20 protein-coding genes are annotated in these 21,689 nt (G+C 43.6%); 11 read left to right on the top strand and 9 right to left on the bottom strand.

What is annotated here, in order from left to right; translation table 11 throughout:
* Nucleotides 1-48 precede the first annotated feature (48 nt).
* Both LCH52_13605 and LCH52_13600 read right to left on the bottom strand, forming a co-directional pair.
* A complete protein-coding gene (locus LCH52_13605) occupies nucleotides 49-276 on the bottom strand; it encodes a helix-turn-helix domain-containing protein (protein ID MCA0389519.1) in 228 nt (75 codons plus the stop codon).
* 154 nt (nucleotides 277-430) lie between these two features.
* Entirely contained in the window at nucleotides 431-1,306 is an 876-nt protein-coding gene (locus LCH52_13600) for a DNA-protecting protein DprA (protein ID MCA0389518.1), read from the bottom strand.
* 140 nt (nucleotides 1,307-1,446) lie between these two features.
* Between LCH52_13600 and LCH52_13595 the strand changes: the two genes are divergently transcribed.
* The 5 genes from LCH52_13595 (at nucleotide 1,447) to LCH52_13575 (ending at nucleotide 6,237) form a co-directional block, all read left to right on the top strand.
* On the top strand, nucleotides 1,447-3,099 hold the full coding sequence (locus LCH52_13595; protein MCA0389517.1) for an endonuclease: 1,653 nt from the start codon (nucleotides 1,447-1,449) through the stop codon (nucleotides 3,097-3,099).
* 31 nt (nucleotides 3,100-3,130) lie between these two features.
* Nucleotides 3,131-3,523, top strand: coding sequence for a co-chaperone GroES family protein (locus tag LCH52_13590; protein MCA0389516.1), 393 nt, complete (start codon nucleotides 3,131-3,133; stop codon nucleotides 3,521-3,523).
* Between the two features lie 25 nt (nucleotides 3,524-3,548).
* Nucleotides 3,549-3,845 (top strand): nucleotidyltransferase family protein, encoded by a 297-nt coding sequence (locus LCH52_13585; GenBank protein ID MCA0389515.1) that lies wholly within the window; start codon nucleotides 3,549-3,551, stop codon nucleotides 3,843-3,845.
* 16 nt (nucleotides 3,846-3,861) lie between these two features.
* Nucleotides 3,862-4,506: an HAD family hydrolase gene (locus LCH52_13580; protein ID MCA0389514.1), complete on the top strand. Its 645-nt coding sequence runs from the start codon at nucleotides 3,862-3,864 to the stop codon at nucleotides 4,504-4,506.
* Between the two features lie 156 nt (nucleotides 4,507-4,662).
* Nucleotides 4,663-6,237 (top strand): hypothetical protein, encoded by a 1,575-nt coding sequence (locus LCH52_13575; GenBank protein ID MCA0389513.1) that lies wholly within the window; start codon nucleotides 4,663-4,665, stop codon nucleotides 6,235-6,237.
* A 4-nt stretch (nucleotides 6,238-6,241) separates the two neighbouring features.
* On the opposite strand, the gene LCH52_13570 is transcribed toward LCH52_13575, so the two are convergent.
* A complete protein-coding gene (locus tag LCH52_13570; GenBank protein MCA0389512.1) occupies nucleotides 6,242-7,240 on the bottom strand; it encodes a hypothetical protein in 999 nt (332 codons plus the stop codon).
* 178 nt (nucleotides 7,241-7,418) lie between these two features.
* On the opposite strand from LCH52_13570, the gene LCH52_13565 reads away from it, so the two are divergent.
* The 3 genes from LCH52_13565 to LCH52_13555 are packed head-to-tail and all read left to right on the top strand — an operon-like array spanning nucleotide 7,419 to nucleotide 12,803.
* The gene (locus LCH52_13565) at nucleotides 7,419-8,252 is read left to right on the top strand and encodes an SDR family oxidoreductase (protein ID MCA0389511.1); all 834 of its coding nucleotides are present in this window, start codon (nucleotides 7,419-7,421) and stop codon (nucleotides 8,250-8,252) included.
* A gap of 56 nt (nucleotides 8,253-8,308) precedes the next feature.
* A complete protein-coding gene (locus LCH52_13560) occupies nucleotides 8,309-10,870 on the top strand; it encodes a hypothetical protein (protein MCA0389510.1) in 2,562 nt (853 codons plus the stop codon).
* The gene (locus LCH52_13555) at nucleotides 10,863-12,803 is read left to right on the top strand and encodes a hypothetical protein (protein MCA0389509.1); all 1,941 of its coding nucleotides are present in this window, start codon (nucleotides 10,863-10,865) and stop codon (nucleotides 12,801-12,803) included. Before LCH52_13560 ends, LCH52_13555 begins: the two co-directional genes overlap by 8 nt.
* A 449-nt stretch (nucleotides 12,804-13,252) precedes the next feature.
* On the opposite strand, the gene gmd is transcribed toward LCH52_13555, so the two are convergent.
* From gmd to bamD, 6 genes are read right to left on the bottom strand one after another with little or no spacing between them, the layout of a single operon-like run.
* A complete protein-coding gene (gene gmd / locus LCH52_13550; GenBank protein MCA0389508.1) occupies nucleotides 13,253-14,377 on the bottom strand; it encodes a GDP-mannose 4,6-dehydratase in 1,125 nt (374 codons plus the stop codon).
* 28 nt (nucleotides 14,378-14,405) lie between these two features.
* Nucleotides 14,406-15,071: a heme exporter protein CcmB gene (locus tag LCH52_13545; protein MCA0389507.1), complete on the bottom strand. Its 666-nt coding sequence runs from the start codon at nucleotides 15,069-15,071 to the stop codon at nucleotides 14,406-14,408.
* Between the two features lie 2 nt (nucleotides 15,072-15,073).
* Entirely contained in the window at nucleotides 15,074-15,712 is a 639-nt protein-coding gene (locus tag LCH52_13540) for an ABC transporter ATP-binding protein (protein MCA0389506.1), read from the bottom strand.
* A gap of 34 nt (nucleotides 15,713-15,746) precedes the next feature.
* Nucleotides 15,747-17,378 (bottom strand): hypothetical protein, encoded by a 1,632-nt coding sequence (locus LCH52_13535; GenBank protein MCA0389505.1) that lies wholly within the window; start codon nucleotides 17,376-17,378, stop codon nucleotides 15,747-15,749.
* A gap of 34 nt (nucleotides 17,379-17,412) precedes the next feature.
* Complete coding sequence (locus tag LCH52_13530) at nucleotides 17,413-17,877, bottom strand: acyl-CoA thioesterase (protein ID MCA0389504.1); 465 nt, start codon at nucleotides 17,875-17,877, stop codon at nucleotides 17,413-17,415.
* A gap of 1 nt (nucleotide 17,878) precedes the next feature.
* Entirely contained in the window at nucleotides 17,879-18,643 is a 765-nt protein-coding gene (gene bamD / locus LCH52_13525; GenBank protein MCA0389503.1) for an outer membrane protein assembly factor BamD, read from the bottom strand.
* 500 nt (nucleotides 18,644-19,143) lie between these two features.
* Here bamD and dnaN point away from each other — a divergent pair, with 500 nt between their 5' ends.
* The 3 genes from dnaN to LCH52_13510 are packed head-to-tail and all read left to right on the top strand — an operon-like array spanning nucleotide 19,144 to nucleotide 21,683.
* Complete coding sequence (gene dnaN / locus LCH52_13520) at nucleotides 19,144-20,253, top strand: DNA polymerase III subunit beta (protein ID MCA0389502.1); 1,110 nt, start codon at nucleotides 19,144-19,146, stop codon at nucleotides 20,251-20,253.
* Complete coding sequence (gene recF / locus LCH52_13515) at nucleotides 20,250-21,341, top strand: DNA replication and repair protein RecF (protein MCA0389501.1); 1,092 nt, start codon at nucleotides 20,250-20,252, stop codon at nucleotides 21,339-21,341. Before dnaN ends, recF begins: the two co-directional genes overlap by 4 nt.
* A 51-nt stretch (nucleotides 21,342-21,392) precedes the next feature.
* Nucleotides 21,393-21,683, top strand: a complete 291-nt coding sequence (locus LCH52_13510) for a DUF721 domain-containing protein (protein ID MCA0389500.1) — start codon at nucleotides 21,393-21,395, stop codon at nucleotides 21,681-21,683.
* Nucleotides 21,684-21,689: the final 6 nt, after the last annotated feature.

Here is a 21,689-nt window from a genome sequence, read left to right as displayed (position 1 = left end):
CCCGTACGCGCTACTATTCAGAATATTGTATTCTAATGCGGGCAGAGATCAATCCTTTCTCTCGGTCAACAAATCATCATATCCAACTCCCAGGCTCGAAGAAATCTTCTCCAGGATTACCAGCGTGGAATTCCTTTCGGCTCGTTCGATCATACCGATATAGTTTTTGTGTATTCCGGCTCTAAAGGCGAGCTCTTCCTGGGATATTTGCATTTTTTTGCGAAAAAAGCGGACATTTTCTGCAAAAACATTAAGAATCTTTTGTTCTGATATCATTTAGCTTTATTCAAATGGTTAGTATTATCTATACTATAGTATAGAAAGATAACTGTAAGTGGCCAAGTTTGCCACCCACTGTAGTGGGGAATTAAGGTTTGTGAGAAATTATAAAGAAGGAAATTAGGCTACTTACGAACTATTAAAAGAAGCTTCAAACCCTCTCCCCCAAGGTCTCAATCTCCTCGGGGCTGATTGCAATCGCATATCCTTCTGCGAGGAGTTTTCTGTTGCCTTCTGACATGGGGGATCGTTTGTCATCGGGGTGGTTGAGGACGAAGAGTTTTTTCCCTTGGATGCGGGCAAATTCTGCGGTGTACATGGTACCGCTTTTGAGGTCGGATTCGATGATTACGGTGGCGATTGAGGAGCCGGACTGAAGGCGGTTCCTTGCTTTCAGATTGGATGGTGAGAGTTTGATTCCAAATGGGTACTCGGTGGCGACACATCCGCCGGTCCCGCTGATTTCGAGAGCGAGTTCGCCGTTTTCAGGGGGATAAATGGTTTGCAATCCGTGTCCGGTGAAGGCGACGGTTTTACCACGGTCGGAAATGCAGCCTTGATGTGCGGCTGTGTCACACCCGCGGGCGAGGCCACTAACAACGGTGTAACCTGATGAGGCGAGCACCTGTCCTGCCAGAAATGCCATTTCCCTTCCGAATTCCGTGGGCTCCCGGGTACCAACCACAGCAACCCCGGGCGAAGCATTCAGCACCGAAAGATCCCCCATAAAATAGAGAATTAATGGCGGGTCAGATATGGTTCGAAGCATTTCAGGATAACCATCATCCCAAAACGAGACACATCCCGCTCCCTGCTCAAGATGAAACTCAATATTTTTTACGGCTTGCAGATATGCAGCATCCAGCTCCTCTTCTTTTACAAGAAACAGCGGATCAACTTCCTTAATCGCCTTTTTGAGGGAGGTGCTGTCCTCGACACGGTCGGAGAATCGGGCTATGTTCGCCTTTTTCCTGTCATTTATTCCGGTGATCCTTGTTAATGCAATGCAAAAGGGGTAGTCTGTCATGATTCCGTAAAAAGTGAATGATTGTTGATGTAAAGATAAGAAACGGGGGGAATTCAGCCATCAGCCATCAGCCTTCATTTATTAGTACGATACTCTTATATTTAAGGTTACCTTTTTAAATAATTATCGAGTATCACGCGTTGAAAAAAATTCTTTTCGCATCATTGTTTTCCTTTTTGCTTGTGAATGCATCTCAGGCGCAGATAAGTTCCACTGTAAAGGAACTGGTGTTCCCTCTTACGGTGCTCAAGAGCAGTGCCGTTAACTCATTTTATCTTGTGAATCATTTTACTTCAGCGAAAACTGTCAGAGCGGTATCACTTCTCGGTGTGTTTTCCACAGGTGACACAATGGTTACGATTAACGGCAAAGACAGTGCTCTGATAACGGTCAGTTACGCTCCCGTACAGAATGTTACGAACAGATCATTCCTCGCTTTTTATACTGATGACAGCTCCGCCTCATACACCATCAAGCTTACGGGATCGGGATCCACAGGCGACAGCTACCAAAGCACCACTTTCGACAAATACGATGCAGACCTGAAGACAGCTCTCAACGCACTGGTTATCAACCACACTTCACTCGGCTACAATTCGGGCAGAGACAGGATGTTTGAAAATATCGATAAACAACCCGGCGACACAATTGAGTGCGTCTATACAGGAATTAAAATCAAGGCTGCCACGAGAACCATTGCCCAGGGTTTGGGTTTCGATACTGAGCATACCTGGCCCCAGGGAACCTTTTCGCAGGCGGAGCCGATGAGATCAGACATTTACCATCTCTATCCGACCAATTCTACCGCAAACAACACAAGAAGCAATTATCCTTTCGGCGTGGTTACAAGTGGTGTGAGCTGGACGGGCGGCGGAAGCAAACTCGGCTTGAATGGTGCAACCACAGTCTTCGAACCAAGGGATGTGCACAAGGGAAATGTAGCCCGCTCGATGCTCTATTTTATTCTCAGATACCCGACAAACTATCAGAGCTATCTGACGGCTGCTCAGGAGTCGACCTTCAGAATCTGGAACAGGACCGATACGGTGGATACAAAAGAGAGACTTCGCAACACGGCAATCGCTTTTTACCAGGGGAAGAAAAATCCGTTGATCGATCACCCTGAATTTATTGACCGTGTTTACAGTTTTATAAATAACACCTCGGCAACACCGTCAGCAAAACTGAATGTCTATCCAAAAGGTGTGGTTTTCGACACGGTGTATGTGAACGATTCGGCTTTCGTTTCGATGTGGCTTGTTAATTCAGGCAACAAAAACCTCACTATTGCATTGGGATCGATCAGCAATCCTGCGTTTAGGTTTGTGAATCTGCCCGTTCAGATTGCCGCCAATTCTGCAGTTGAAGTAATGGTTTCATTCAAGCCAACCGCCACAGGAAACTTTGCGGGACTGATGGACATCAACAGTGACGGCGGGAATTTCTCAGGTGTGATTAAGGGAGTCAGCGATATTGGGACAGGAATTGATGACAACGAATCACCGGCTTCAGTGAACCACAGCTTCGCTCTTCTGCAGAATTATCCAAATCCGTTTAATCCCGAAACAAAAATCGGCTTTACGGTACCGAATGTTACGGGTGGACTTTCTTTTGTGAAACTTGCAGTTTATGATGTGACGGGGAACGAAATTGCAGTTTTGGTCAATGAAGAAAGAGCTCCCGGCGACCACTTTGTGACATTTGATGCGTCAAATCTGCCCGGAGGTGTTTATTTTTACAGAATGCAGGCGGATGGCTACACTTCAACCAAAAAACTGGTGATGCTGAAGTAGGACTATATAAGAATTCGGAAAGAAACCTAAAATGTATGGAACAGAAACTAAAAGATCGGCGGGATACTTGAGAGACTTGCAGAAATTTATCGTGGTTGGCGACAAAGTTCTCGTGAAGCCTGTTGAAGACGAAGGAAGAACCCACGGCGGACTCTACCTTCCACCGGGCGTTACTGAGCGGGAAAAAGTTCAGAGCGGATATGTTCTGAAGACGGGTCCCGGCTACCCTATTGCGATGCCGGGTGACGATGAACCGTGGAAAGAGAAGGATTCAACAAGGTACATCGGTCTTCAGGCACGCGAAGGCGACATGGCAATCTATCTGAAAAAAGATGCCATTGAGATAGAGTATGACCGGGAAAGGCTCGTAATCGTACCACAGACAGCAATTCTTCTGCTGATCCGTGATGACTTCATGGTGTAATTCTATTAAAACAGGTTATATGTTTATGAAAAAAGATATCAAGCAGTTATTGCAGACACTACAGGAATTAAAGCCTGTGCTTACTTCCCGTTTTGCAGTTAAGAGCATTGAGGTTTTCGGCTCGTATGCGAAAGGTGAGGAAAACAGACAAAGTGACTTGGATTTACTTGTTTCATTTGAAAATACACCAGGACTCTTCAAGTATATGGAGTTGGAAAATTTTCTTTCTGATTCACTCGGTATCAAAGTTGACCTGGTCATGCGGGATTCAATAAAACCTCAACTGGCAAGTTCAATCTTTCAGACAATCATAACTGTATGAAAAAGAATAGAAGTTAATGCTCAAACACTACACACATGTTATATGGGACTGGAACGGGACACTTTTTAATGATGTTCATGTCTGTCTTGATATAATAAACAACATTTTGGAGGCAAACAGCTACAACCGCCTCACATTTGACAGGTACAGGGAGATATTTACCTTCCCGGTGAAGGAATATTACAGGGCTGCGGGTGTTGATTTTGGGAAGCACCCCTTCGAAATTATAGGGAAGGAATGGGCTGATACCTACGAAGTTCGCCGCCACGAAATGGATCTTTTCGAGCAGGTGGAAACGGTGCTTTCAAAAGTGGCGGGACACGGCATCAAACAGTACATCCTTTCTGCTTATGTAAAAAAAGAACTTCTTGATGTGGTGGAGAAACACGGTCTGACGGGCTATTTTGAAGAGATTCACGGCCTCGGTGATGTGTATGCACACAGCAAGCTGGAACTCGGACTCGATCTGATAAACAGACTTGGTGATGCCAAAAAATCGGCAGTGCTGGTGGGCGACACGCTGCATGATTATGAAGTGGCAAAGGAGATGGGCATCGACTGCATCCTTACTGCTTCAGGGCACCAGACAAAAGAGCGACTACTTGCCGCAGGTGTCCCTGTCTTTGACAGCATAAATGACTTTGTGGAAGAACTTAAATGAAGGCTGAATTTTGAAGGCTGAGGGATGAATTTCTGAAGTTTGAAGTATGAATTTTTGATGTTTGAAGTATGAAACAATAGCCTTCGGTTTTAACCGGAGGGGCAAAGAAAATTTATTAGCTTAATTAATCGCTTTTAATCAAATAATTGTAATCCCATGAGAATATCCACAACCCTTGTTGTCGCAGTATTGCTGTGCCTGAATGTCTCTGCACAGGTTAACAAAAGTGACAATCTGATAACCTATTTTAACAATCTGATTTCGGTGCTTCCGGATACGACACCGCACGGTGTTTATGTTGAGCCGACTTCCGAGCAGATGAATATCTGGGAACGGGCTCTGAATGCGATGTTCGCCGGGAATTACTCGACAGCCCATGGAATTGCCGATTCCATAGGTTATGAAGTGGTTTCTTTCATGGATACGGAACCCAACCCCGACAAGCAATATTACTTCCTCGAGAAGAAGGACACAGGTTCAAACTATTGGGGCACTGTAGTCTTAAATCCAAATCCCCTCCGGCAGAAACTTTTTATCCAGTCACCACATCCCAAATACGATTATAATACAGGGAAGCAGGGAATTCATGTCTTTAAGCAGGCAGGCGCAAGGGGTTTCTACATTTCAGGGACGCACAGATGCAACTCATTGGCAGCCTCGGAATGTGCCGGAACAACGACAGTTTGTTCGGGAGTCGATGAAGCATTCCGAAAATCGGATCAGCCTCACAATCTGATTTCCGCTCTTCAGCGGTCAACAGAAGTTTTTGATGAGCAGATTTCGGGCATGATTGCCATTCAACTGCACGGTTTTACAAAAGGCACAGGTGATCCATATGTTATAATGAGTAATGGCACAAGAGACACTCCTTCAACCGACTGGCTGACCGAACTTATGAACAACCTCGAGGCGCAGGACACATCCTTGACCTATGAGCTTATGCATGTAAACACCTCCTGGACAAAACTTGCAGGGCTAACGAATGTTCAAGGTCGCTATCTGAATAACAGCAGCAGTCCGTGCAGCTCTTCCGCTTCGGTTGCATCGGGTAGATTCCTCCATCTTGAGCAGGAAAAAACAAAACTCAGGGATGACATCACCGGCTGGAACAAGATGGCAAACGCCATTATTTCCACCTTTGGAGAAGACCCCCTCCCTGTGGAACTGAATTATTTCCAGATCAGGGAAGAAAACGGGGATGTTAAACTGTTCTGGGGAACAGCGACAGAGGTTAACTCTTATGCGTTCTTTGTTGAACGAAGAAAGCCTGACTATGAGTGGATGCAGATCGGCTCAGTTGAAGCAGCGGGACAGAGCAACTCTGTCAAATATTACTCTTTTACCGATATAAAACCTCAACCTTCGAGATATGAATACAGATTAAAAATGGTTGATAACGACGGGACTTATGAATATTCAGGTGTGAACAGTGTGGAGGTTCTGGTGCCGAACAGTTTTGTGGTCAGTCAGAACTACCCCAACCCTTTCAATTCCGATACTGTTTTCGAAGTGGTGCTGCCTGTTGCTTGTGAGCTGACACTCGAACTTTTTACCGTTCCGGGTGAGTTTGTCACAACAATCTACTCGGGTATAAATGAAAAAGGCGTCAGGAAGATTAACTTCTCTTCCAACGCCTTAAATTCGGGGGTTTATTTCTACAGAGCCGTCGCAAAAGAGACGGGGGGCAGTGTCCTCTTCAGTCAGACCAAGGCGATGACACTTCTTAAGTAATCAATCAAAGTATTGCCGCGTATTTTTTAACCATAAATGATCCGTTCGCTCCAAGTCTGGCATACAACCAGGCTTTCTGACCAAGGATGTTTTTTGATACTTTGCTGTCACTTCCGAGTTTGTCAAGAGTGACAATTGCATCAGAATAGCATTTGAAATCTTTGAGGACAAGTCCCTTCAGAAAGAGTTTGCTTTGCTCGTCAAGTTTATCATTTTTATTGATATCGGCGAGTGCAGCATTAACATCAGCCGTAAATTTCTTGTCGGCAACAATAATTACCCCCGCGAGGTCATAACTTGCTCCGAGTTTCGGTTCTTTTCCGAGAGGATACACATCCCATTTAAATCTTTGTTTTGAGTCAGTTTGAGTAAAACTCACTCCCGGAATTGTATATTTGACAAGAGTGTTGGTCATCCCTTTTACCGTACCGCGAAAGACCTCTTTGTTTTTTGAGTCCATTACGAGAAGGACATACTGTTTTTCGACGGGAGTTGCTTCGGTATATGCCGAATCATACCAGGTGAATTCCGGATTCTCGGAGATGATAAGTCCCGCAGGGGCTATTGGAATCACACCCTCAGCCCTGAAACTTGCAGGGGAGGAGAGTTCCTTGTCGATGTCGTTTTTAGCGGTTAGATTTACATTTTTTCTTGAAATGGCGTTAATTCCCGACTGAAGAGCGGAGGTCTGTCCGTTTCCGTCGTCAAGTCTGGAAGTCCCCGATTCCTTCCCCACAAAAAGTTTTTGTTTTGGCATCAGATTTACAATTTCTCCGTCCATGAAATAGATTGTTACTTTTGAATCGGAGTTGAGAGAAACAATGTCGCCTTCTTCAAGCGTTGCTCCCTGCAGAAGTGCTGTTTCAGTTTGAGTTGCGGGGTTTACAACTACGGGCGACCCCTCAGTACCCGTGACAAGAGCTACAGGAACACCGGGTGCATCAGATGCGAACGATATTGCAAAAAAGAGAAGAAGAGGTAAAAAGTAAACGATCTTTTTCATTGTGTCTTTCTTAAGGTTATTAAATCTGATTGTTTAACCAACCGACCACCGTTTTTGTTCTCAATGATGTAAATTAGTGTGATTCTGATCATATTTGCGTGCAATTTTGGTAAATTTTCCAATGCGATATTCCCAAACCCCAATTTAACATTTTTAGGACAAATTAAAAAGGAGCAATATGGGCAAGACTGTTCTTGTTTCGGGTAGTTCTTCGGGAATCGGACTTGAAGCCTGCAAACTTTTTGCGGAAGCGGGCTGGAGCGTTGTTGCGGGGATGCGAAATGCTGCCGGGAGAAAGACACTTCTTCATGATGCAAGACGGGTGAACATTATTGATCTTGATGTGACCGATTCTGAATCAGTGAAAAAAGCGGTTGAATACACAGTTACCAATTTTGGAGGAATTGATGTGCTGGTCAACAATGCCGGTTACGCTCTTACAGGCGTCTTCGAACACTATCATGAGGAGCTTGTAAGAAAGCAGTTTGACACCAACTTTATGGGAATCGTAAGACTGACGGGTGAAGTGCTGCCGCACATGAAAAAACAAAAAAGCGGAACGATAGTAAATGTTGCATCCGTCGGCGGAAGGGTTACATTCCCCTTTTACAGTTTTTACCATGGAACAAAGTGGGCTGTGGAGGGATTTTCCGAGTCACTCCAACATGAACTTGTCCCCTTCAATATCAAAATAAAGATCGTGGAACCGGGTCCGGTAAAAACGGATTTCTACGACCGTTCCATGAATATTCTCGAGCCCAAACCGGGAGATGGCTATGAAGATTATTTCACCACAGCCTTCAAAAACATGAATTCAGCCGGAAACACGGGAATTTCCGCAAAAAAAGCCGCGAAAAAAATTGTAAAAGCCGCATCCGATCCCGGCTGGAAGCTTCGATATCCAGTCGGTTCAAAAGGAATTCTTTATCTGAGAAGGCTGTTGCCCGATGTTTTGTTCAATGGAATAGTGAGGAGTATCATCCTTAGAGGTTTTAAAAACTCGAAGAAATAATCTATATTTAGGGTCACCTTAAATATTTCCTTTCACTGATTGGACTCATAATCAAAATGCCGGCCATTTTCACAGCATTTTTGGTCATCGTTTTGCTGTTTCAGGTGCATCCACAGACTTTGGATGCCACCCGATACAGTGGTCTGCAGTTTTCAGGGAATTATCACTTCACTTCCACTCCCCCTCTGAACCGGATTCCTTTACCAAAAGAAAAAAGGTCACTGTTCCACATCACCAAATCGAAAAAGATTTTTCCGGGAGATAAATACTCGATCGGGTTCGTCTTCTGCCTTTGGGAAAACACTACCGGCGGGGAGGTTTTTTCACTTAAAGGAGAAAAGTATCATATCTCATTCGTCTACAGAACAGCAGGAACCGACAGAACGGCTGTTTTTGAATTGCTGCTGGATGGTAAAAAGACGGGTATTTCATTTTCCATGCCTGTTGACATGGTTTATGACGGGCACTGGTTTCCTTTTCTGTTGGAAATAAACGAGCAAAACGGAAATATTCTGGTGAAAATGGACGGAAACAGCAGACAGGGTTCTTTCAAATCGATCAAAAAAAGCGAGGGTTTCGACCTCAGATTTGGAAGAGAGCCCGGTTCAGGTAATTGTCTGCCAATGATTTTAAAGGATTTGAAGTTCAGTTCCGCGGGTAATCTGCTGCATCACTGGCTGTTCACCGAGCTGACCGGAAGTTTGGCTTACGACAGCGAGGGGGGTTTGGACGCCGAAACAGAAAACTGTGAGTGGCTTATAAACAAACATTTCTATTGGGAACCTGCAATTTCTGCTGACTACCGGGAAAGCAACATCTATCCAAGAGCAGCACCCTCCCCAGAGTACATCCATATCGATAAAAATGGCATCCGGATTTATAACCTGAGAAACAAGACCCGAACAAAGATCGTCTACCCTATGAATGACTTTAAGTTCTTTATGGTAAGCCCGCTCAGGGAAAACGACAGCCTCATCTCTGCTCACTCAGGCTATCCTGACAAACCCGGTGTGCTGAATTTTAGAACGGGCAGGTTTTTGATGCAGATGGACAAAATCACACCCGACGGCCATCACTACGGGGGACAGTCCTTTGTGGACCAAACGGACACCACCGTATATTTATATGGAGGCTACGGCTGGTATAAATTTAAAAATATTCTGTTGAAGTATGACAAATACACTCAAAAATGGGACACATGCCTGACAAAAGGAGAAAAACCACTCCCCGGGACTTACTTTAGTATCCTGAAAAATCTTAACAGAAACCGTTACTATATATTCGGTGGAATCGGAGTGGAATCCGGCAGGCAGGAAGATGCACAGCACCCGCTTTGGGATCTCTTTGAACTCGACCTGAGGACTTTGACCTGGAAAAAAATCTGGAAATGGAACAATCCCGAAAATCTGATTACCACCGATCTTGCTGTCTGGGCTGACAGAAATCAAAGTGCGTTTTACTCAATCTGCAGAGTCTATGAAAAAGGGTTGAACAGAATTTACTATCTTTCCCTCTCCGACAGTAATATGGTTGCCATGGGCGACACTCTGCCGGGACAGAAGGAGGGGCTTGTGCCTAATGAGCTTTATATCGATTATGAAACGCAAATCGTGTATATCCGGAATTTCGCTGCGTCGCAGAACGATTCCATCCCTGTATTTCATAAAATCAGGACTCCAATACTCACTGATAAAGAACTCATGGAATTGAAGGAAGCATCAACTCCATTCAAGATTGAGAGACGGAACAGGATTCTCAAATACTCCGCAATCATCCTTGTTTTCATCGGGGTTCCCGCTGTTTTTTTCTTTTTCCTGATGAAAATGAGAAAGAAAAAAAGAGCGGAGTCTGAAAGCACTCCTGAATCGGGATATGATCCTGCGGAAAAGTATGTGTCACTCTTCGGAGGGCTGACGATTGTAAATGACAAAGGTGAGCGGGTTGATGAAGGATTCACTCCAAAACTGGCGGAACTGTTTGCAATAATCCTCTATTATTCCACACCCAACCCTGAGCACGGGGTACTTTTCAGCAGACTTGAACAGATTTTGTGGGTGGACATCCCTCCGGAGAACATAAAAAACAACCGAAATGTGGCATTCTCCAAATTGCGTTCTCTCATAACGGCGAATTGCAACATGACAGTTGTTACGGAATCTGATTCTGTAAAAATTATTTTCCCTCCCGATATGATAAATGAACAGAAGTTGATAAATGATCTGTTGGGAAGGGATTTGAACCTTTGGTCGGACCCCGATTTGAACCGATTTCTTAAGATTGTATCGCGAGGCGAGTACCTTGCTGAAATACATTCTGACTGGGCAACCGGAGTGAGAACCGAAATGGTATCAGCAATCATCAGGAAATCAGTGAGGATTCTGGATACCTTCTACACCAGGCAGGAGTATGAGACCTGTATTCAGATATCGGATATTATCCTGATTCAGGATCCCCTCGGTGAGGAGGTACTTAAATTCAAGCTCCGGTCCCTGACGCTTCTTGGCAGGGAACCCGAAGCGAAAAAAGAGTTTAACTCGTTCCGCAGGGGGTTCAAACGCCGTTACAAGGAAGAATTCAGTAAAAATTTTGGCGAATTCATCGAGTCAAAAAATGAATAACCGACCAATCGTCACCGTCATTTTCTTCCTTGTTGTCTGTTCATTCATGATCATCGCAACCGATTCATCTCTGACACGGGAACCCGGGCTCTTTTTTTACGGCAATCACAGCAAGTTGCAGAGTCTTGACGGGAAACAGATACGACTTTTAAACTCCCAAAAAACCAGATTTTCGATTCTGAAAGAGGATGTTTCGGGTTCCGGAGAGAAATTCGGTCTCGAGTTCGGATTTTCCGTCTGGTATAATAAAGTGTTCGCAAACATTTTTGAGATAAAAAACGGCTCTTACCAGCTTGCTCTCCGTTATCTCTATCACCCGGACTCTTCGAATGTGAATCTCCAGTTGAGAGTAAACGGCAAATTTGTCCTTTTGTCTTTTCCTGTTCCCCTCGCTGAATTCACCGAACACCGGAAGTTTACATTTAAACTCTCAGTCGATGAAAACAGGGGAAGTATCACAGCAATTTTGGACGGTTTACAGAAGAAAGCCGAGAGCAGGTATCTGAAACCGGGTTCAGCATCTGAAATTATTTTCGGCTCGATGTATCGTGACGGCGATTGCATGGATCTCATTCTTAGAGATTTGAAGTTAACCATCAACGGCGAATTGAAGCACAGATGGAAATTCACCGAAGTGTCCGGAAGTACTGCATACGACAGCGAAGGTGATCTTGATATTAAAATAGAGAACCCCGGCTGGCAGATGAGCTATTACTACAACTGGCAGCCGACACCTCTTCCCGACAGTTCGAGACTAAAGGATGTCACTTCATTTTACAGACTAAATACCAATAACAGAAAAGCTGCACTTGAAGAAAAGCCCAACGGAATTTTAACCGGAAACCTGCTCCCTGTCGAAATGGACAGTCTCGACCTTGTGTCAGTAAAACTGGATACCGTTTACAAAAGACTATATGCTGTTCTTCGTTCGTTGGAAAAGTCGGAAAAGAAACTGCTCACTTTCTCCCTCTATCTTCCTGCGATGACCGAAAAAGAGTACCGGGAGAGGCTCAATCTGATTCCTGAGCCTGGAAGAAGGCAATATCCCGGATGGATAACATACACGGGAGCAGGAATTGTCGCCCTGCTGATTCCCCTCTTTATTATAATTCGCCGGTTGAGACACAAGAAGAATGAACCTGTTACAGCAGGGAACCAAGTAGGCGAATTTTTCCCTGATGACATAAAACCCGGGATAAAAAACCTGATCACCCTCTTTGGGGGTTTGAGGCTGATAGACAGGGACGGGTCTGAAATCCAGTCTGAACTTACGCCCAAACTTCAGGAAATATTTTCAGCAGTCCTCTACTATTCCACATTTGGCAAGACTCCGACGGTGCCGCTCAGAAAACTCGAGAAGATAATATGGTCGGACATCCCGAAAGAGAAGCTTAAGAACAACAGAAATGTTGCCTTTTCCAAAATTCGGAAAACCCTTAACAAGCTCGACAGCGTAAAACTGGAGATAGATGACGACAGGGTCTTGTTGACAACGGCACCACCTGTCACCAATGAAATGGCAGAACTTGCCTCACTTTTCAGCCTGCTCGAAGTAAAAGGTAAAATTTCAATTGATGTTGTCATGGAGAAATTTACGGGCATCATTAAGGGCGGAACCATCCTCGAAGGGATAAAATCAGATTGGGCCGAGAGGGAAAGATTTGCACTCTCCAACCGGATATTGGAGATTCTCCTTTTGAGATGTGCATACCTTTATGAGTCAAAAGATTTCCATGCCTGCAACAAGACTGCCGGGTTCGTAGACCTTTTTGATCCTGCTAACGAGGAGGCATTTAAGTATAAATTGAGATCTCTTTTCCATCTTGGGAGGCATTCTTTGGTGGAAGAGGCATGGCAGACCTTCCAAAAAGAGTATGAGACTGTTTACGGGAAAAAATACCCTCATTCCATTCAAACGATCCTCAAAAACTAAAAATCGAACAAAAATCTCTTAAAAATCAATAATTTTATGAAAAAAGTTTGATAATTTATTAACTTTTTTCAGAATGTGCCGTTTCATTAATCGTTTCAGTAACCCCTCCCGCATATATTTCACCCGGTAATTATGATTATTTCCGTCCAGGGTATTCAAATCAGAAGTCTTTTGGGGTGAGTATAACCACCATCAGCAATTTAAAGGTAATCGATACAAGGGTAAACAAACAGAAGTCTTTTGGGGTGTGCAAAAATGCCATCATTAAATTGCAGGTAGTGGTAACAAGGGTAAGATAAAAGGAACCATCTTCGTGGGATGTCGGGGGCGACATCCCGGATTTTACAGGCAAGAATGTTAGTGAATGAAATTATATTGTTAGAGGGTCTTTGCAAAAAATAGCTTGGGGGGGTGCAACAGGTAAGCACCCCCGTAGCTATATCGAATTGTTATCTCGCATTAAGAGCTGAATCAAAATCAGCATTCACCATTATCTTCACCAGTTCATCCAGTTGTGTCTTTGCTTCCCAGCCAAGTTCATTTTTAGCTTTGGCAGGGTTGCCAATCAGGAGGTCAACTTCGGTAGGTCTGAAATATTTTGGACTCACTTCGATAACCACTCTGCCCGGCTTTAACTGCGAAAGATCTACCGGTCCTGTATATTTGGTTGTATATTTTCCGATGAGGGACTTCAGGTAATCTTCATCAACTGATTTTATCACACCTTTTTCATCAACACCCTCACCCTTAAATTCAATCTCTATTCCAAGTCCGGCAAATGTCATTTTGCAAAAATCTCTTACAGTATTTGTAACGCCGGTTGCAAGCACAAAATCGTCTGCTTTCTCTGCCTGAAGAATTCTCCACATCCCTTCGCAATATTCAGGAGCAAAACCCCAGTCTCTTTTTGAGGAGAGGTTGCCGAGTACGAGAGTTTTCTCTTTCCCTGTCACAATGGCTGACGCTGCCATGGTTATTTTTCTTGTAACGAATGTCTCGCCTCTTCTCGGAGATTCATGGTTAAAGAGAATGCCGTTGGAAGCGAAGAGGTCATAGGCTTCGCGATAATTTACAATTATCCAGTAGGCATAGATTTTAGCAACCGCATACGGCGATCTCGGATAGAAAGGGGTCTTTTCGTCCTGCGGAATTGCCTGAACCTTACCGTAGAGCTCACTCGTTGAAGCCTGGTAGAATTTTGTTTTGGCATTCAAGCCTGTTTCTCTCATTGCATCGAGAAATCTCAATGTTCCGAGCGCATCCACTTGTGCGGTATAGTCTGGGACATCAAATGAAACCTTCACATGACTTTGGGCAGCGAGATTGTAAATTTCATCGGGAGCGATTTTTTCGAGAAGTCTGTTAAGATTGCTTGTATCGACCACATCTCCATGATGGAGAAAAAATCTTTTGTTCCTTACCTCATCATTGTTGTAGATATGATCTATTCTTCCTGTGTTAAAAGAACTGCTGCGACGGATAATTCCATGTACAGTATATCCTTTTTCGAGGAGCAGTTCGGCAAGATAACTTCCGTCCTGTCCTGTAATGCCTGTAATAAGAGCTGTTTTCAATTGGTGTTTCCTTATTAAATTAAAAAAATCATTCTTTCCAAATAAAATCGAACAACATGTAACTCGCTGCTGCGATTACGACATTGTAACTGACCAGAGCAAAAAACTCGGGCGAAATTTCTTCAAATGTTACTCCATCCGAACACCGTTTTGTAATTTCAACCAGCATCAGAAGGAGCGGTAAAAGAATCGGGAATGAAAGTACGGGGTAAAGTGTCCCCTTCGAGTTTGCTTTTGCAATTATTGATGCTATAATGGTCGATGCAAATGCCAGTCCGGTATTCCCCAACACAAATGAGAAGAAGAATATAAAGACATTCTTCAGAACAAAAGCATCAAACAAAGCAGAATAGAGCACCAGAATCACCATATTCATGGCGAAGACAAGTATCAGGTTGTAAAAAAGTTTTCCCGTGAGAACAACTGTCGGGCTGGCGATCAGTTGCAGCAGAAGTGCCGTCCCTCTCTCCTCCTCCGAAACAAAAGCTCTGGAGAGCCCCGACATGGCGGTAAAGAAAATCACCACCCAAAGGAGACCGCCTGCGAGGGCTGAACTTATTTTCTCCTGCCCTATCGCAAAAAGGATAACGCTGATAGTGACAACAATGAACATCCCGAGAGCATTAATTGCATATCTTGTACGAAGCTCGGATGTAAGGTCTTTATTGAAAAGCCAAAGGGCTTGTTTAAACATCGTCAGTCCCTCCCTGCCGGTTTATGATCCATAATCTTGATGACCTCTTTGCACATGGCAAGTTCTTCTTCTTCATTTGTTGCGAAAATTACAATTTTCTCCTGTGCAACGCTTTTTGCGAGTTCGTAAACCTTTCCCTTGCCTTCAGCATCGAGATTGGCGGTCGGTTCATCAAGAATGATGAGTTCGGGGTTGTGGATAAATGCAAAAATTATTTTAAGCCGCTGTTTCATGCCCGATGAATAGGCTCTGACAAGGTCGTTTTTCCTCTTGAGAAGGGAAAAATGATCGAGAAGCGAGTCCATTTTCGCTTCATCAAGCTGCTTTCCCCTTATGTTCATTGTAAATTCAAGATTTTCCTTTGCGGTAAACTCATCGTAAAGTACGAGGTATGGGGAAGCGAAACCAAAATGACCGGTCGAATTAGCGGGTGTAAACTTTCTTCCGTCTGATTCGAGATAGACATCCCCTGATGTAGCGGAAATAAGCCCGGTTACCACCTTCACAAGTGTCGATTTTCCGGAGCCGTTGGGACCCGCCACGCCAAAAAGCCCGGGAGCAGACCATTCGAGGTTCACATCCTTAAAGATTACTCTTCTTTCGAATGTTTTTGTAAGTTTATTCAAGACTAATTTAGTCATCTAAAGTAAAATTTTCCTTTATTGCTTCAGTTCATCAGTTGAGAATTACAAGCTTGCCTGATTTATTCTGATCGTTTGCTTTGAGTATGTAAATATAGACACCCGAAGAGAGCTTCTGCCCAAAATTGTTGCGAACCTGCCACTTCACCAGATTCCTCAGGACACCCCAGGAAGGTTCTTCTCCCGAGTAGATCAGGTCTCCCGCCACATTGTATACATTAAGGAGCGTTGTGGTGTTTTGTAAAAATTTAAAAGGGAAATATATCACATCTTCTCTGTTTTTCCCGTATGTGAAGGGGGAGGGATAAGGATCATTTTCCGCATTTTGGGGTTGATCACCCCTCTCGATCACCACATTATTTATAATGGTTGCCGTTTTCGCCTGAAATGCCGGATTTTTCCCGAATTTGTCATAAAAACTGCCAAAAAGAAGAGCAGATCCTTCCGCCTGATAAGTGTATAAGCTGTACGAATAGTCGAGATACGAATCGGGTGAGTCGAACCATTTCTCGGTTGAATAATCGGTGACAATGGTAACAATGGTGTCACGGGAGCCATTTTGGGAATTCACAACCATCAGAGAATTATTGGAAACAGGGTGTGCTTTCAACGAGATATTCACTCTGTTCCCGGCAATTTCAGATTTCATGTAATTCACTATAACCGGGAAACGGGCGGCATCAGTGTAATATTTCCCGGGAATAGCTCTGTAACCCGTGAAGTAATTCCATCTGCCAAAACAGTTAAATTCTTCGGTTGCGGAGGAACCCGCTTCAATAAGAGAATTCGCAATCGCTTTTACTGCCCTGTCTCTGATCATCAATTCCCACTGTCTTTTAATAATATCATAGCCGAGTCTTTCCTTCATCATGAGAGAAAAAGGAGCAAGGTCGTAACCCGAATACTTTGATACGGAGAGTCCCGGGTTTTCGAAATAATCAGGCAAATATGCGAGATAGTCGTTTACTTCAGGAAATACAAATTCTTCCATTGAAGTGGATACGAGTTCGTGAAAGAAAATATCGGAATAACGAAGAATGTAATTTCCCATTTGAATTGCGTGATGAAATTCGTGTGCTGCCGTCACCTTTGCGGCAGGAAGTCCGGTTGTATAGAATCCTGCAAAATCATTGTCTATTTTTATATATGACGAATATTGCTCGAGAAAGGGTGAGACCTTTGTTTCTGGGATCGTCTCACCGTAGTAGTATTGAAATGCAACAATGTAAACATCATAGAGGCTGTCACCTCCGGCTGTATCGTCAGAGGGAGGTGCAGGATACTTCAGAAATGTAACTTCGAACTGATATGCGGAATCGAGAGCGAGAGCAAGACTGTCAACAGAATATGCAGGCTTTTGAAACCCCGATTTATCGTAATGAATCCGAAAAAGTTTTTTGGGAGACACGATACTTGTATCCAACACAGGTCGGGCTGTAATATCTTTAAATAAAGATTTTTGTTCAGGGTTTAACTCATTTTGGTAGAAAACCAGAGGAGAAAGTGATGGAAGCCCACATTTGTGGTTCTTCGCCGACAGGGGTAGTGATACCTGTTGAGTGGTTCGAAGATCTGTGAATACATTAAAAACAGAATCAAGATCGGGTTTATCCTGAGAGAAAATCAGGAAGGGAGATAAAATAATTATTAAAAAAGTATTCCGCATGAATGTTGTTTTGATCCTGCCTGTGAAGACCCGGTCATTTTATCCGGTTACGGAGGCGCTGTTCCCGTCTGTTTCCTGCCTGCTCAAACCGGCGAATTTCCTCTTCAGTTTCAGGGATTACTTTTGGTGCGGGTACGGGGTTGCCATCCTTGTCGATACTTACAAAGGTAAGATATGCACTGTTTGTATGTGCCCTGTTACCCGAATAAAACGATTCGGAGTGGATTTTTACACCCACCTCAAGCGAAGTATTAAATACTCTGTTTACCGATGCCTGAAGTGTAACCACTTCCCCGAGTTTGATTGGGTGGTGAAAATCAATTTTATCAACAGATGCCGTTACGCAGACTGCCTGGGCATGTTTCGCGGCGCAAAGGGCGGCACAAATGTCGATCCAAAGCATCAACTGCCCGCCCAAAAGATGTGAGTGGGGGTTGGTGTGGTTTGGGAGCACCAGCTCGGTCATTACGACCTGGGAGATTTTTACCGGTTTATCCATTCTATTGAGCCGAGAGTTGTGGCATCTTGAGGAGATCTGCCCTTATCGATTCAACATTCCGCGTGTTCGGATCACCTTTGTATCTGGCGAGGAAGAGTTCTGTTTCCTTTAGCGCTTCTTTATATCTTTTTCTGTCGACAAGGAGTGTAATCTTGTTGTATGAAGCTTCACCGCAGTATTTTGAATCGTGATATTTCTCGGTAAGGAATCCGTAGTATTCTATCGCAGCTCCATACATTCCCATTTTTTCATAGGTAACTGCGTTCGAAAAGACCTTCTGTGCGAGTTTATCGTTCATTTCGGCAATTTTTCTTTCAGCTTCCTCTACCTTTGGGTCAGTCGGGAAAAAGTTGATAAAAGCCTGAAATTCTTCGATTGCCTTCTCAGAGTACTTTTGGTCGAGGGCATAATTGGGCGACAATTCATAATAACAGTCGGCAAGCATAAATTGTGCATCTTTGATATACTTGCTGGCGCGCATAGTGTTGATCAGTTTGCTGAACTCGTAGGCGCCCATCAGGTATTCACTTCTCTTAAAACGGGACATCGCAAGGAAATACTGTGCATCTGCTGCAACTGTACTGCCGGGATATTGTATCAGTATACCTTCAAATTCGGTTATTGCCTCAAGATATGACTCATCTTCGTACAAAGACAGTGCATACTTGAATCTCTCTTCGGGTGACATGGCAGAACGGTCGACATCAAGTGAGCAGCCTGCCAGGAAGATCACAGCCAAAAGTGCCGGAAATAATACTTTTTTCATCTCTAATTATTTTTTTGAGCAATTTGCAAATTTAACAAATAAAGCCAAGGTGGGAAAGGGATTAATTTAGCTATGAATTCTCCCCCCGACAGAAGGAAGAAACTCCAATTCCATATTTTCCATTTTGGCTTTAAAGTAAAATATAAATATTTATATTTTCCATTTTGGCTTTAAAGTAAAATATAAACTGTAAATATCCTCTTTTTTCACCATGACAGACCGCGTGAAGCCGTCAAATGTGAATGCGTGGTGCCCGGGCGAGCCGAAAAAAGTTCTGCAGACCATAGCGGGACGAAGCAGCGGGGGTGGTTTTCCGGACGCCTTTATATCCATTATAAGCGACATGTTTGGGCAAAAGAGGAAAAAACCTCAAACCCGAATGATTTTTGTTACCATGCCACCTGCAAGATTAAAAAAAAGCACTGTTTGAAGTAAGATAAAACTGCCAAAAATTGCGGGAAATTTTGTATTTTTGACATTCGGAAAAACAGGAAATCATAATGCAATTTACCATTAACAGTATAGCTTTTGACAAGCTGATAACAAAAGTCCTCCCGGCTGTGCCACTGCGTACCCCGATGCCTATTCTCGAGAACATCCTTGTGGAATTTGGGGATGGCGAACTCACCCTTACTGCCAATGATCATGAAGTTGCGATCAGTGTAAAAGATCTGGTTACATGCGACGGTTCGGCAAGATTCATCGTGAAAGGAAAACTCCTGAGCGATTTTGTGAAATCACTCGGTGACACGCTGATCAGAGTGGTGATTGAGGAACAAAAAATTGTGATGCAAACAGATTTGGGCCATTACAACTTCAATTACTCCTCCCCCGACAATTTCCCCGGATTTAAGGACATTGAAACCGAAAACAGCCTTGAAATAGACGCAAAGCTCCTCAAAAAAGCACTTCAGGCTGCCTCCTTCGCTGTATCCAAGGATTCAGCAAGGGTTTCCATGACGGGTGTGCTAATCGACATGAAAGAGGATGGTACTCATTTTGTTGCCACCGATGCCCACAAACTTGTCAGATTTTCGGCACTCAATTTGAAGCATGATGATCCCGTGGCTATAGTTGTACCGGGTAAAACTGTTAATATCCTTGTAAAACTTCTCGAAGACGGGGTTGTTTCCCTGAAATATACAACAGGCGGCATGTATTTTGAATCCGGAACCACAAGGCTTGTTTCCAGACTGATCGAACATAAATTTCCGGAATACAGCGCCGTAATTCCTGCTGACAGTCCGAATAAACTTTCAATCAGCAAAGCGCCCTTTATCTCCGCCACAAGAAGGATGGTGCTTCTCAGCAACAAAAACTTCCAGCTTGTAAAAGTTACTCTCGACAAAGAGAGCATACAAATGAATACAGAGGATCAGGAGAGCGGTTCGAGGGCTGACGAGTCGATTCCGGCAAATTATATTGGTGAAAATTTTACCATTGGCTTCAAAACCGAATCCCTGCTTGAAATTTTGAATAATCTAAACTGTGATGATCTCGTGGTCGAGTTGGTATCCCCGTCAAAAGCAGCAATATTCAAGCCGCTTAAACAGGATGAAAATGAGGATCTGCTGATGCTCCTCATGCCGACGCGTCTGAACACAATATGATATTAAAGTCACTGGAACTTAAGAATTTCCGGTTGCATAAAGATTCGCATTTTGATTTTTCTCCGGGGCTAAACTTCCTGGTTGGTGGTAACGGTAAAGGTAAAACAACCATTCTTGAGGCTGTGTACCTCATATGTACCACAAAAAGTTTCAGATCGAGTCCCGATACTGAGATGATAAATTTTGACTCGGATGTTTACGAAATCGTCTCATCCATCGAGAGCTTCACTTCTCATAAAGTGAGGATAAGGTATGGAAGAGAAGAGAATAAAAGAGTATATTTTAAGGACGGGAAGCAGTTAAACCGTGCCGCAGATGTGATTGGCAAATTTCCGGTCGTGGTACTGACTCCGGCAGATCTCGACCTTACCCACGGGTATCCCGCTGACAGAAGAAAATTTGTCGATTCGGTTATTTCGCAGTCAAGTGAAGTGTATCTTGATACACTACTCGACTACAACAGAACATTAAAACAAAGGTCATCTCTCTTAAATAAATTGAAAGAGTTCAGGTCGAAAACCCTCTTTGATCAACTGGAAGCCTGGGATGAAAAACTGGTTAATTCAGGCGTCCAACTCATCGTGATGAGACGAAAGTTCATCAGCGAATTCAAGGACTACCTCTCCGAATCATACTCTCACATCATGAACAACCAAGAGATTCCGGCAATCGAATACGATTCTTTTGCCGCGGATGATGCCGGCATTCAGAGTGTGTTTCACAAGGCGATCCTTGCGAACAGAGAGAATGAAATAAGGCGGGGGACAAACCTTACGGGTCCTCACAAGGATGATTTTGTTTTCAGTATAAACGGAAATTCCGTAAGGACTTTCGGATCACAGGGGCAGCACAAGACATTTCAGGTGGCTTTGAAGTTCGCACAGTTCTTTTTCCTGAAGAAGATTTTGAAGAACACCCCTTTTTTCCTGTTGGATGATGTTTTTGGTGAGCTTGACAAGGCAAGATCGATCGCAATCAGCGACTACTTAAAGGAAGTGGGGCAGGCATTTATAACATTGACCGACTTCTCAAACTACGGGTTTTTAAAAAAGGATGAGAACGATTCAACAATTTTTGTTAATCCCTGACAGGTACAATTGATGATTGGTTTTCAACCTTGTAAAATTTCAGGCTAAGGAATGGCAAAAAAAATCGTCACTTCGGTCGGTGAGGTTATGGCAAACGACCCCGCATTTCACAAAGTGAGAGAGATTCTCGAGAAAGAGGAAATTTACGAACACTTTTTCCTCATCTTCCCCGAGCTTGCAGGTCATGTTCTCCCTGACAAATATGACAACGGAATATTAAGAATCAAGGTTGACAATCCTTCGTTAAAGAACGAACTGAAGTTCAACGAGGAATTGCTTATTAATAAAATGAACACTTACTTTAAAAGTGAAAAGATTAAACAAATAAAGTTTTCAAGATAAAAACGG

This window comes from Bacteroidota bacterium, from assembly GCA_020161395.1.
GTDB lineage: Bacteria > Bacteroidota > Ignavibacteria > Ignavibacteriales > Ignavibacteriaceae > UTCHB3.
The sequence above is the reverse complement of the archived record's forward strand: the minus strand, read 5'-3'. Positions and strand labels throughout refer to the sequence as shown.